The 12,722-nt window shown below is 70.0% G+C and carries 7 protein-coding genes; 3 read left to right on the top strand and 4 right to left on the bottom strand.

The window, feature by feature from the left end:
- Positions 1–233: 233 nt before the first annotated feature.
- Entirely contained in the window at positions 234–1,709 is a 1,476-nt protein-coding gene (locus tag ACLBXX_RS06550; RefSeq protein ID WP_447657368.1) for a chaplin family protein, read from the bottom strand.
- A gap of 120 nt (positions 1,710–1,829) precedes the next feature.
- Positions 1,830–2,807, bottom strand: coding sequence for a hypothetical protein (locus ACLBXX_RS06545; protein WP_447657367.1), 978 nt, complete (start codon positions 2,805–2,807; stop codon positions 1,830–1,832).
- Positions 2,808–3,413: 606 nt separating this feature from the next.
- Here ACLBXX_RS06545 and dnaB point away from each other — a divergent pair.
- Positions 3,414–4,787: a replicative DNA helicase gene (gene dnaB, locus ACLBXX_RS06540; protein WP_375870274.1), complete on the top strand. Its 1,374-nt coding sequence runs from the start codon at positions 3,414–3,416 to the stop codon at positions 4,785–4,787.
- Positions 4,788–4,924: 137 nt separating this feature from the next.
- Here the strand turns inward: dnaB and ACLBXX_RS06535 are convergent, their stop codons facing one another.
- Both ACLBXX_RS06535 and ACLBXX_RS06530 read right to left on the bottom strand, forming a co-directional pair.
- Positions 4,925–7,999 carry a hypothetical protein gene (locus tag ACLBXX_RS06535; RefSeq protein WP_447657366.1) on the bottom strand — a complete coding sequence of 1,025 codons (3,075 nt, stop codon included), beginning with the start codon at positions 7,997–7,999 and terminating at the stop codon, positions 4,925–4,927.
- 142 nt (positions 8,000–8,141) lie between these two features.
- The gene (locus tag ACLBXX_RS06530) at positions 8,142–10,682 is read right to left on the bottom strand and encodes a transglycosylase domain-containing protein (protein WP_447657365.1); all 2,541 of its coding nucleotides are present in this window, start codon (positions 10,680–10,682) and stop codon (positions 8,142–8,144) included.
- A gap of 181 nt (positions 10,683–10,863) precedes the next feature.
- Here ACLBXX_RS06530 and ACLBXX_RS06525 point away from each other — a divergent pair, with 181 nt between their 5' ends.
- The gene (locus ACLBXX_RS06525; protein WP_447657364.1) at positions 10,864–11,430 is read left to right on the top strand and encodes a dihydrofolate reductase family protein; all 567 of its coding nucleotides are present in this window, start codon (positions 10,864–10,866) and stop codon (positions 11,428–11,430) included.
- Positions 11,431–11,437: 7 nt separating this feature from the next.
- Entirely contained in the window at positions 11,438–12,715 is a 1,278-nt protein-coding gene (locus ACLBXX_RS06520) for an MFS transporter (RefSeq protein ID WP_447657363.1), read from the top strand.
- Positions 12,716–12,722 lie beyond the last annotated feature (7 nt).

Genomic DNA, 12,722 nt, shown 5'->3' with positions numbered 1-12,722 from the left:
GTCGCGGCATCCGCTCGTGACATCTCCTGCCGTGGGGCGCCGATCCAGGCGTTGCCGGCGCACCGCGGTGCGGAGATGGGTCTGGAACCCCCGATCACGAGGTGCGGTCCAGGCAGAGCCGGCACTCGCGATCGGGGGCGTTCAGGGCGGGAGGGCCGCCGAGGCGACCCTCCCGCGTGCTCACGCGGGTCGGAGGGGTGGGGCACCCGGGGAACGCCGAGGCGCCCCTCGACTCACGCGGAGCGCCGCCGCGACGCGCGTGCGATGGCGCCCGCTGTGAACAGCGAGAGCCCGAGCAGCAGGAACGGCATCACACCCGTCCCTCCCGTCGCGGCGAGCTGAGTGGCGGTGCCGGCCGTAGCCGCCGAGCCGGTCATCGCGGCCACCGAGGCGGTCGCGGCGACGGTCCCGTCGGTGCCCGGGGTTCCGGTGTCCCCCGGTGTGGTCGGGTTCGTCGGGTCGGTCGGGTCGACCGGGTCGACCGGGTCGGTCGGGTCGACCGGGTCCGTCGGGTCGGTCGGCACGACGGCATCCACCGTGGTGCTGTCGCCGATCACCGAGACCGCGTTGCCGCCGATGGTGACGGGCAGCGAGATCGGCGCGAGGATCTGCGTCCCGCCGAGGATCGAGCCCGATCCGCCGGTGCTGCCGGTCGTGCCGCCCGTGCCGGTCCCCGGGGTCGCGACGGCGCCCGTGGAGGTGCTGTCGCCGACTCCCGAGATCGCGTTGCCGACGACCGTGACGGGCACGGCGATCGGTGCGAGCACCTGGGTGCCGCCGAGGATCGCGTCCTCGCCGGTCGTGGTGCCCGTCGGGCCGCCTTTCGCGGAGCCGGCGGGGGGAGCCGCAGCGGCGCCCTCGCTCGAGCTGTCGCCGATCACGGAGACGGCGTTGCCGACCGCGGTGATCGGGGCGGCGACGGGTGCGAGCACCTGGGTGCTGCCGAGGATAGCGTCCTCGCCGGTCGTGGTGCCCGTCGGGCCGCCGTTCGCGGAGCCGGCCGCAGGAGCCGCGGTGGCGGCATCCGTCGACGAACTGTCGCCGAGGACGGAGATCGCGTTGCCCGTGACCGTGACAGGCGCGGTGACGGGGGCGACGACCTGGGTGCCGCCGAGGATCGCGTCCTCGCCGTCGGTCCACGCATCGGCACCCGAAGAGGAGCCCGAGGCGGCGGGCGCGGTGGTCGCACCCTCGCTCGAGCTGTCGCCGACGACCGAGATCGCGTTGCCCGACACCGTCACCGGAGCGGCGACGGATACGAGGCCCTGCGTGCCCGAGACCACGCCGTCGTCACCCGACGTCGCGGCGGCCGGAGCCGGCGCGGGTGCGGGTGCGGCGGTCGCAGCATCCGTCGATGAGCTGTCACCGACGACCGCGACCGAGTTGCCGCTGACGGTGATCGGAACGTTCACCGACACGAGCGCCTGCGTGCCCGAGCCGACGCCGTCGGACCCGCCGGTGGACGCGGCCGGAGCCGCCGCCGGGGCGGGAGCCGCGGTGGTCGCGCCGCTCGAGGAGGAGTCACCGAGGACGGAGAGCGAGGTGCCGCTGACCGTGATCGGGAGGTTGACGCCGATGATCGCCTGGCTGCCCGAGAGCAGCCCGTCGTCACCGGTGGTCTCGGCCGCGTTGGCGACCGTCGCGCCGAGCAGCGTGATGCCGCCGGCCAGGAGCGTGCCCAAGAGGGCGCGCTTGTAGAAAGTGCGCATGATGTTCCCCTTTTGTGGATTGATCGGATCGCAGCGCGGAAGGGTCGCGCTGCTCAGCGCGGAGGGCGCGCTGATGCTCTGCCGCTCACGCTCGGGTGAGCAGAAGCGGCGGCGAGCCGATCAGTCGGGGGAGACGTCGGTGGATCCGGCGGGCGCCGGCGGCGCGTGCTCGTCCTGCGGTCCTGCTCGGCGCACCCAGGCACGGTGTGCGACGAGCGGAAGGAGGGCAGCGAGCGCCCAGGCGCCGGGACCCGCACCACGGGGTCCCGCGGAAGCGATCGACAGGCAGAGTCCGCCTGCAGAGCCGAGGAATCCGCCGGCGACCAGCGCGGCGGAAGAGGCGACGAGAGCGGCGCGCGTGGCCGCTTCGGAGACGGATGCGGCAGCCCAGTGGCCGAACGCGCCCGCTGTCGTCGTGAAGAGGGCGGCGGCAGCATCCGTCCGCCCGGAGAGAAGTGCGATCGCGGTCGGTGCCGACGAGTCGGCCGACGGGTCGAGGAGGCCGGGAAGCTGGGGGATGGCGGGGAGAGCGGGGAGCCCCGTCGCCGGGGGCCGGCCGATCGTCGAGCCGGTCTCGTCGACGGCGCCGACGAGGCCACCGAGCGTCGCGTCGACGGTGCCGCCGAGGTCTGTCACGGCATCGTCGAGGCCGACGCCGGAGACGATTCCGCCGACGATCGGCACCTCGGTGACGAGGTCGACGACCGGCTCCGCGATCTGGCTCACGACACCACCCGAGACGGCCTCCGTGACCGGCTGGGTCACCGTCGTGACGACGGCGCCAACGGTCTGCACGACCTGGCTCACGGGCTGCTGCACGGGAGCGGGAGCGGCGGCGACCACGTTGTTCACCGCATTGGTCACGCCGGTCGTGACGGTCGAGACGGTGCCGGTGACCGTCGAGGCGGTCGTGTCGACCAGCGAGGTCACGGCGCCGAGGGCACCCCCGAGCGCTCCTGCGTCGTCGGGCTCGTCGGCGTGCGCCTGTCCGAGGCCGAGGCCGAGGACCAGCGAGACGACGATCCAGGCGAACGCGGTTGCGGCCCCGATGAGGGCCAGCCGCACGATCCTCGGCAGCTGCGAGGTTGCGATCTCCACGTTCACCTCCCACGACGAAAGAGCCGCACGTTCCGGACGGATCGTGCGTGAGGGTGCCTGGGACCCCGAGGGTACTCCTTGCCGATTCGGTCTGTCCAGACCCTTTGGACGGTGAGTCCCTTTGTCTCGGCCCGGCATCCGGAGACCGCACGGCCGGCGGGCGATTGTGCACAGGACGGTGTTCGCGAGCAAACCTTCAACCCCGACTTCAACCACATCTCTCTCCACAGGCTGTGGATTGGGCAGGCCCCGGTCAGCGGGGATTTCGATGACTTAACCCCCAGAAGGACGGGGGGTTCTCCACAGGGGTTGTTCACAGGAGCGACGGCGTTTCTCCCCCACTCTCCACAAAGTTATCCACAGGGTGTGTTGCGACTGTCGGGGGCCATCCTTAGCGTGGGGTGCGGCCCATTCGGGCGTCGCGCCTCCGTGCTGGGTTCGGTGACGCGACGGCGGCCGCGATCGCACGACGGAATCAAGCGGGGGGCGAGATGCCGTGGCATCTCGCCGATCGCTCGTGCTCAGGCGCGCCGATTCGGCGAGCCGTCCCGATACCGCCGAGAGAGCTCGGATGATGTGAACAACGGTAGGGAGGACGCGCAGCCTATGTCGATCGCCGACATCTCAGAAGAGCGCATGGGAGCTCCTCGCGACTTCGAGCGCACCCCCCCGCACGATCTGCTCGCCGAGCAGAGCGCCCTGGGTGGAATGCTGCTGTCCAAGGATGCGGTCGCCGACGTCATCGAGACGTTGCGCGGCACCGACTTCTACGTGCCCAAGCACGAGCTGATCTTCGAGGCGATCCTCACCCTCTACTCGCACGGTGAGCCGACGGACGTCGTCGCCGTCACCGACGAGCTCATCAAGACGGGCGAGCTGCAGCGCGCCGGCGGCGCCGACTACCTGCACACGCTCACCTCGATCGTGCCGACCGCCGCGAACGCCGGCTATTACGCCTCGATCGTGTCGGAGCGTGCCCTGCTGCGTCGCCTCGTCGATGCCGGCACCCGCATCGTGCAGATGGGGTACTCGGGTCAGGGCGAGGCGCTCGACCTCGTCAACAACGCGCAGGCCGAGATCTACTCGGTGACCGGTGCGGAGCAGGCCGAGGACTACGTGCCGCTCACGATCGCGGTGGATGCCGCGGTGGAGGAGATCGAGGCCGCGCGCGGTCGCGACGGCCAGATGACCGGCATCCCGACCGGCTTCTCGGGTCTCGATGCGCTGACCAACGGTCTGCACCCCGGTCAGATGATCATCATCGCGGCGCGACCCGCGATGGGTAAGTCGACGCTCGCGCTCGACTTCGCTCGCTCGGCGGCGATCAAGGCCAACATGCCGACGATCTTCTTCTCGCTCGAGATGGGGCGCAGCGAGATCGCGATGCGCCTCTTGAGCGCCGAGGGCGCGATCCCGCTGCAGTCGATGCGAAAGGGCACGCTCGACTCGCGCGACTGGACCACCGTCGCCGCGACCCGTGGCCGCATCAACGACGCGCCGCTGTACATCGACGACAGCCCCAACATGACCCTCGTCGAGATCCGCGCGAAATGCCGCCGGCTCAAGCAGCGCGCGGGCCTCAAGCTCGTCGTCATCGACTACCTGCAGCTGATGACCTCGGGCAAGCGCGTCGAGTCGCGCCAGCAGGAGGTCTCGGAGTTCTCGCGTGCACTCAAGCTCCTCGCGAAGGAGCTGGGCGTGCCGGTCATCGCGCTGTCGCAGCTGAATCGTGGCGCCGAGCAGCGCGCCGACAAGAAACCGGCGCTGAGCGACCTGCGTGAGTCGGGCTCGATCGAGCAGGATGCCGACATGGTGGTGCTCCTGCACCGCGAGGCCGCCTACGAGAAGGACTCCCCGCGCGCCGGCGAAGCAGACCTCATCGTCGCCAAGCACCGCAACGGCCCCACCGACACGATCACGGTCGCCTTCCAGGGCCACTTCTCCCGCTTCACCGACATGGCCCCGGGCGACTTCGGGTAGCAGTCGGGCCTCGCCGACCTGATCCCGTCGTCGACGGCACGATCGAGGTGATCTCCGAAGGCAACGGGGAGTGTTTCGACGGAGAGTGAGACGGCCGGCCGGGAAGTCCCGACCGGCCGCCTCGGTGTCTCACCGGGTCAGTGGACAGCGATCAGATCGTTCGTCCAGCCGATCATGCGCTGTGCGAACACCGCATTCACGCCCTTGCCGCGCTGACCCTCCAGCTGCTGCACGACGGCGCCGAGCTGATTCACCTCGGTCGGATGCTTGCCCGTCGCGTGGCTCTTGAGCGCCGCGTTGAGCTTGTCGCGCAGACCCTTCTCGACCTTCGGGTCGGTCACAAGCTTCTCGGCGACGGCCCGCGTGAGGTTGTTGCTGAGCGACTCGGTCGTGGCCAGCAGTGTGAATGTCCGGGTGGCCGTGCCGGTGTTGCCGACGAAGTCGGTCGCCGTCGCCACCGCCGTGTGCGTACCGGTGTCGAGCGTGAACATGTCGAGCACGTAGCCCGTCGGCACCGCGGTGCCATCGAACGTGACGGACTGCGACTCGACCCCGCTCAGTGCATCCGTGATCGTGTACTGCACGCTCGCGAAGTCGTCGGTGTCGTAGCCGGTGGCAGCCGGCTGACTCAGGTCGACGACCGGCGCCGTGCGGTCGACGCGGACCGTCTGGCTTCCGGTGACCGTCTCGCACTCGCTCGACGTCTTCCACTCGATGACCCACTCCAGGTTCTCATCGGCGTCCGTCGGCAGGGCGAACTCGGCGACCGCACCGTTCACCGTCGTCCACGTCGGCTCGGAGCCGGCGGGGTGGACGGCGTACGTCGTCGTCAGCGACTCCGGCGTGAAGGAGTCGTCGGCGGCGCTGACGGTGAACGTGTGGTCCACACCCACCCACTGCACGCCCGAGACGACGGCCTCGTCACCGGTGATCTGGAAGTCCGCGCTGAGCGACCCGGCGATCCACGCCGGCGCGCTCGGGGCGTCGCCGTGGTCGGGGAAGTTCTTCCCCGGCAGGTACCAGGCGCCGTTCTCCCAGTCGCGGAACACGTCGCGGAAGGTCGAGCGCGCGACGCACGACTCCCACAGCGGCATCTGGCCGGTGCCGGCGTACCGGGGCTCCTCCTCCGAACTGTGGCCCGGGTCGGGCGAGTCGAAGACAGGCAGGCGATCGGCGCGCCAGGAGTGGTCGGAGTCGATGCTCCGCAGCCACGGCTGCCCGTCGAGCCCGTCGATCATGACGTTCGCGGGACGCCCCGCAGGATCCGTGTAGATCGCCGTCGACACGCTCGGCAGGAGGCCCGGGCTGCGGTGATCCGAGATGACCTGGTTGAGGCCGTTCGCATCGAGCAGCAGGAGCTTCGACATCTGGACGGCGTCATAGGCGGGCTCGAAGTCCTCGAGCGTCCACTGGGCGCTGTCCTTCAGGCGTGAGGAGGGCACGACCGTGCCGTCCGGCAGCTCGACCTGGTCGCCGACCAGCGGGTCGACGAGACCCATGACGGCGTCGAGGTACTCGCGGTCGCCCTCGTCGAACAGATCCACGTGCACGTCGTTGTCCGAGAACGGCACGTCGATGTCGGCCGAGCCGACCTCCATCCAGTGCGTCGGGTGTTTCAGGAAGTCCGACAGCAGTTCGACGTCGAAGCCGAGAGCCTCGGACGCGAGCTCGAGCACGAGCTCCTTCGCGTCGGCGACCAGCGGGTCGAGGAAGTCGATGTCGGGCATGATCGACTGCAGCAAGTCCTGCAGCCACAGGAAGACGGCGCCGCCCTCCTCGACGACCTCGCCGACGAAGTCGGGCGCGCCGAGCATCGACAGCAGGTACTCGTTGATGAAGCCGGGCTTGTCGCTGTCGTTCAGCCCGCCGAGCGTGTAGCCGGCGACCTGGAAGATGCCGATACCGTCCTCGCACTTCGCACGGTCGGTGTCGAGCACCTCGTCGGTCTCGCCCTCTTCGGCGTCGCCGTCGCACAGGAAGTTCTGCGCGTCGCGGAAGGTGCCGGCGTCGAACAGCGTCTTCGACAGCGCCTCGCCGAGCTCCGGCCAGTGCTGCAGACCGCGGTCGATGTCGGCGATCCACGCGTCGAGGTAGGCGAGGATCGCCGGGTTGACGATCGCATCGTCGGCCTCGTCGATCGGGCTCGTGACGCAGAAGTACTCGGCCCGGCATTCCTGCACGGTCACCGGCTTCACGGTCACGCCGCGCACCGTGTCGACCGTGACGTTCTCGACCACTTCGTAGCAGTCCCAGTCGACGATGTTGCAGTCCTCGTAGTCGAGGTCCTTCTGCATCGCCGCGCGCTCGACCTGCAGCTTGGCCTTGAGGTCGATGAAGTAGTCGATGAGCGGGCCGCGGTTCGGCTCGGGCTCGTCGCCCACGGTGTACGCGAGGCCGGGGCATCCGTCATCCGCCGTCCCGTCGCCGTCGTCGTCGATGCCGTCGCCGCACGTGCCGACCGGCAGCGGGTTGTTCGGGTCGACGAGGGTGTCGTAGATCCACGCCGTCGGCGCGGAGTACTCGAACGCCGGCGTGGAGTCGTTGCTGTACTCGGGTCCGGTCTCGTCGGTCTCGCCCGCGACCTGCGAACGCCGGGAGTTGCCGTCGAAGCCCGCCGTCGCATCGCCGACGTAGCCCTCGGCGATCACGTGGCGCAGGGCGATCTCGAGCGCCGTCGGGTCCTCGAGGTCGAGGATCTCGCCGACGCCTGGGAAGATGCCCTCTGCCACCTGGTTGATCAGCGTGTGCGCCCACATGTCGCCGGCGGCATGCGTCATGAAGCCGTACGCGAAGGCGAGGATCTGCTGCTTCTCGGTGGCGCTGCGGCCTGTGTCGTCCTGCGCGTCCCACGCTGCGGTCATGATGTGCTGCAGCCACCTGCCCGTCTCGTCGGGGTGGATCGCCGACTGGCCGTAGGCCAGGTCGGGGAACCCGTCGGGGCCGATCACGCCCGCGTTGTACGCGGCCGGCTGGTTGCGCAGCGCGGTGACGATCTCGGCGCGGACGGTGTACTCGGCGCCTTCGACGGTCACCTTCCCGTCGTCGGTGACGTCGTCGTAGGCGTTCTCGGCGGTGGCGTTGTGGGTGTACGGCTTGAAGGCGGCGGCGGGCAGCGCACTGACGACGAGTGTCGTCACGGTGAGCGCCGCGGTCGCGGTCAGGCCGGCTGCGAGCTTCGTGAAGCTGCGGCGTCGGCCGGCGGTTCGAGACATGGGCTTTCCTCCCCAAGGAAACGGACGTGCAGAACGGATGTTCCGAGGCACCGAGAGTCGCCGACGTCTTCGCCAGATACACGATCGGGAAAACGGATGCTGTCGCCCGGGGTCCGCTCAAACCCTCGGGCGACGACGAGTCTCAACCGTTGCCGTTGCCGTTGCCATTCCCGTTGCCATTCCCGCCGTTGCCGTTGCCGTTGCCGTTGCCGTTGCCGTTGCTGTTGCCGTTGTCGTCCGGGGGCTGGTCCGGACCGGGAGCGGGTGCCGGACCCGGGCGCGGCGGCGCGGCGCGGCGCACCAGGTTCGCGGGAGGCGCGGGGAAGTCACTGCCCCCGTAGAGCTGGTTCGCGGCCGCCTGGATGTCGCGGGTCATCGGCAGTCGGATCGTCGACAGCGCCCGGCCGTTGTAGAAGGACCGGAACACGTCGCCGAAGCCGGTGGTGTTTCCGACCCACACCGCGGTCGTCACGCGGGTGCTCGACTCGACCAGCCACGTCTGGATGTTCTCGTGCGTTCCGGTCTTGCCCAGCATCGGCGTGCCGTCGTTGGGGTTGCCGCCCGACCCGGTGCCGCCTGGACGCATGACGCCCTGCAGCGCGAACGCCGTGGCCGCCGCCACCTCGGGACTGATGGCCTGTGTGCACCGGTTGCCCGGCACCGGAAGCTCGGTGCCGTCGGCGTTGACCACGCGCTCGATCACGCGCGGCATGCAGTAGACGCCGCCGTTCGCGACGGTCGCGAACGCCCCGGCCATGGCGACGGGGGCGATGTTGTTGGTCCCGATGATCGAGGCGGCGCCGTCGAGGTCCACAGGGTCGCCGTCGCCGCGGGCGACGCCCATCCGGGCCGCGACATTCTCGATGTCGCAGAGGTCCAGCTGCTCCGCCATGCCGAGGAAGCCGCTGTTGAGGGACTGTGCGGTGAACTGCAAGGGCGTTCCCACGTAGCCGGCCGCGCCGCCGAAATTGCGCACGACGTGGTTCTCGCGGTTGATCCACGTGCCCTCGCAGCGGTCCCGGAGCCGGGGGATGGCCCGGAGGGTGCCGTTGACCGTGTCGGACAACGTGTGCCCGGTCTCGAGCCAGTCGACGAGGGTGAACAGCTTGAAGGTGGACCCGGTCGGGAATCCCGTCGAGACCCCGTGCATCATGTCGCCGGCGTAGACGAGTGAGCTGTACACCGGGTCGGTGAGGGCGAGGTCGCGGTCCTCCGTGAACCGGTTGTTCTGGCTGATCGCGAGGATGCGGCCGGTGTTGACCTCGATGCTCACCGACGCCGACCCGAACGACATGCCCGCCACGGTCTCGGGCGCGTACCGGTGCATGGCGTCCTGCGACGCGTTCTGCAGGTTCCAGTCCAGGGTCGTGTAGATGTTCAGGCCCTCGCGCGTCAGCGACTTCTGCCGGTCCTCCGGCGTCGCGCCGAACGCGCTCGCGTAGTCGGGGTCCGATTGCACGGTATTCACCACGTACTGGCAGAAGAACGGGGCCGCGCTGGACCCGCACCGGGTGGGCGGCAGCTGCAGCGCCGGGGTGATCGGCTCGATCGCCGCGGCGATGTACTGCGCGGTGGTGATGCGGCCGTCCTCGCGCATCCTGTCGAGCACGTAGAGCTGGCGCCCCTTGGTCGCACTGTAGGCGTCCCCGGCTGCGAGGTACTGCTCCGGTGTGATCGTGCCGTCGGCGAGGAGGGTGTCCAGGCCCGCCAGCGTGCCGGGGGTCACGTCGTCCACCGAGCCGTCGGCGGCCTTGTTGTACCTGGTGCCGTCGCCTCCGAAGATCGAGCCCTGCGCCCGGTCGATCCGGAACGTGTTGGGGTTCTGCACGATGCCCGCGAGCGTCGCCGCCTGCGTCAGCGTGAGCTGGGCGGCCGTGGTGCTGAAGTAGTAGCGCGCGGCCGCCTCGATGCCGTAGGTCGTGCCGCCGAAGTTCGCGATGTTGAGATAGCCCAGCAGGATGTCGTTCTTCGAGTACTTCTGCTCGAGCTGGACGGCGTAGCGGATCTCCTGCAGCTTGCGTTCGTAGCCCTGCACTCCGTCCGCCTGCGTGGCGTCGAGCCAGCACTGCTGCAGCACCTGGTCGCGCGTCATCTTCACGACGGCGGCGCCGTTCTCGTCGACGACCGTCTCGCCCGCCTCGTTCGTCTCGTACACGGTCTCCGCGTCGCGTTCGCAGCGCTGGACCAGCACGTTCTTCACGTACTGCTGGCTGATCGAGGAACCGCCCTGCGTCTGACCGCCCTGCGCGTTCTTGATCAGGGCGCGCGTGGTGCCGAGGATGTCGACGCCGCCGTGCTCGTAGTACCGCGGGTCCTCGGAGGCGAGGATCGCGTCGTACATGACGAGCGACACCTGGTCGAACGCGACGGGCTCGCGGTTCTGGTCGTAGAACGACGTCAGTTCGACGTCCTGCCCGGTCGACGGGTCACGGGCGTAGATCGTCGTCGGCAGCATCAGACGGTCGATCTCGAGGTAGCTCGGCATGTGGTCGAACAGCGACACCGCGCTGCTGGCCGCGTGCCCGCCGATCGCGATGGCCGGCGCAAGCGGCGCGACGACCAGCACACCCGCGATGACGCTGAGCGCGAGGAGGCCGACGAGGCCCCCGAGAACCCCCGCGAATGTGCGCCGGTAGCGGGGTATCGGCGCGACCGGTGAAGAACCTTCTGATGGCTGCTTCACGACAGCTTCCAATCTGCGGTGGGAGAAATCATGTCAGACCGTCCCCGATTCCGCGATGGGTTCGGTTCGCGACGCGGGGGGTGTCGGCGCGCGGAGGCGGCGCATAGGCTCGGTCGAGGCATCCGCTCGAGAAAAGAACTCCCGCAGAACGCGGCGAGAACCGGACACGAAGGAGAGTCCCATGCAGACCGTGACGGTCGACTTCATCATCTCTCTCGACGGCTACGGCGCCGCGGAGGGGTGGCCGGGTTTCTGGGGGATGGAAGGTCCCGAGTACCTGGGCTGGCTCGCCGAGTCGCCGGACAAGGACGATCCGCTGCTCATGGGGGCGACGACGTTCCGCCTCATGTCGGAGCTCACCGCCGGCGGCGAGGAGGGCACCGACATGCTCGGCGGCATCCAGAAGTACGTCTTCTCGTCCACGCTCGAGGAGCCGCTCGCCTGGGAGAACACGACGCTCGTCCGCGAGGATGCTGTCGCGTTCGTCCGGCGGCTGAAGGAGGAGTCCGACCGGCCGCTCCGCACGCTCGGCAGTGTCGCCCTCTGCCGGTCGCTGCTGCTCGCGGGCCTCGTCGACCGCTACCGGGTGGGCGTGTTCCCGGTGATCACGGGCGCAACCGGACAGGACCGGATCTTCGACGGCTACCCCGACGTGCGCCTGGATCTCGTGGAGGCACGCACGTTCGACGGGCGCATCCAGCTGCTCGAGTACATCCCGACGGTGCTCGACGGCCCGCCCGGGGCATGATGAGTACGTGGCGGATGGGGGTGACCTCGCCGGATCGGCGGTCGTGAGCGATCCGGTGGAGGGTGGGCGCGGGCCGGAACCCCGGTCGTCGTTCGCCCGCTTCTGGACCGCGGCGGCCATCAGCTCGTTCGGCACGGCGGTCACCGCCGTCGCGATGCCGGTGCTCGTGGTGCAGCTGCTGCACGCGACGCCGTTCGAGGTCGGCATCGTCGGCGCGGCGCAGTTCGTGCCGTACGCCGTGCTCGGGCTCTTCGCCGGCGCGTACACCGACCGCTGGCGTCGCCGCCCGATCCTCGTGTGGGCGAGCGTGGGGCGGGCGGTGTCGCTCGGCGCGATCCCCGTGCTGTGGCTCGTCGGCGCGCTCCAGATCTGGATGCTCGTCGTGCTGCTGCTGCTGTTCGGCGCATTCTCCGTCTTCGGCTTCGCGGCGACGCAGTCCTTCCTCCCCCGGCTCGTGCCCCGTTCCCGGCTCGTCGTCGCGAACGCGCGACTGGATCAGACGGATGCCGCGGCCCAGACGCTCGGTCCGGCCCTCGGCGGTGGCCTCGTGGCGCTGCTCGGCGCGCCGATCGCGCTGCTCGTCGACGCGATCAGCTACATCGTGGATGACGCGCTGAACGCGAGCATCCGCGTCGAGGAGACCCGCGAGCGGCGGCGCGATCGGCATCTCGGCCGCGAGATCCGCGAGGGCCTCCGGTGGGCGTACGCGCACCGCACCCTCGGCCCGCTCGCCGTGTCCACGCACGTGTGGTTCTTCGCCAACGGCCTGGCGCTCACGGTCCTGTCGCTGCTGGCGCTGCGCGCGCTGGGGTTCACGGCGTTCACGTTCGGCCTGCTGCTCGCGGTGTCGGGATCGTGTGCGCTGGTCGGGGCGACGTTCGCGGCTCGGATCGGCGAGTTGCTGGGCATCGGCCCGACCATCGTCGTGGCGCGGGCGATGTACCCGATAGCGTGGGCGCTCGCCGCGGTGGCGGCCTGGGTCCCCGCCGGACCCGCGCTCCTCTTCGCCGCGCTCGCGCTCCACGGGCTCGCGGGCGGTGTCGAGAACGCCAACGAGATGGCCCTGCGACAGACGGTCACCCCCGACCGCCTGCTCGGCCGCGTGAATGCGAACATCCGCTCGGCCAACCGCACCGCGGCCGCGATCGGCGCGCTCGCCGGAGGCGCGGCGGTCGCGCTCGTCGGCGATCGCTGGACGCTCATCGCCGTCGCGGTGATCTTCGCGATCGCGGCGCTCCTGGCCTGGTTCTCACCTCTGCGCTCTGGGCGCGGGACCTCGGACTGAGCTGTGT

It is taken from the genome of Microbacterium sp. C23T (assembly GCF_053345975.1).
Note: the sequence above shows the minus strand (reverse complement) of the source record. Positions and strands in the feature narration are given on the sequence as shown.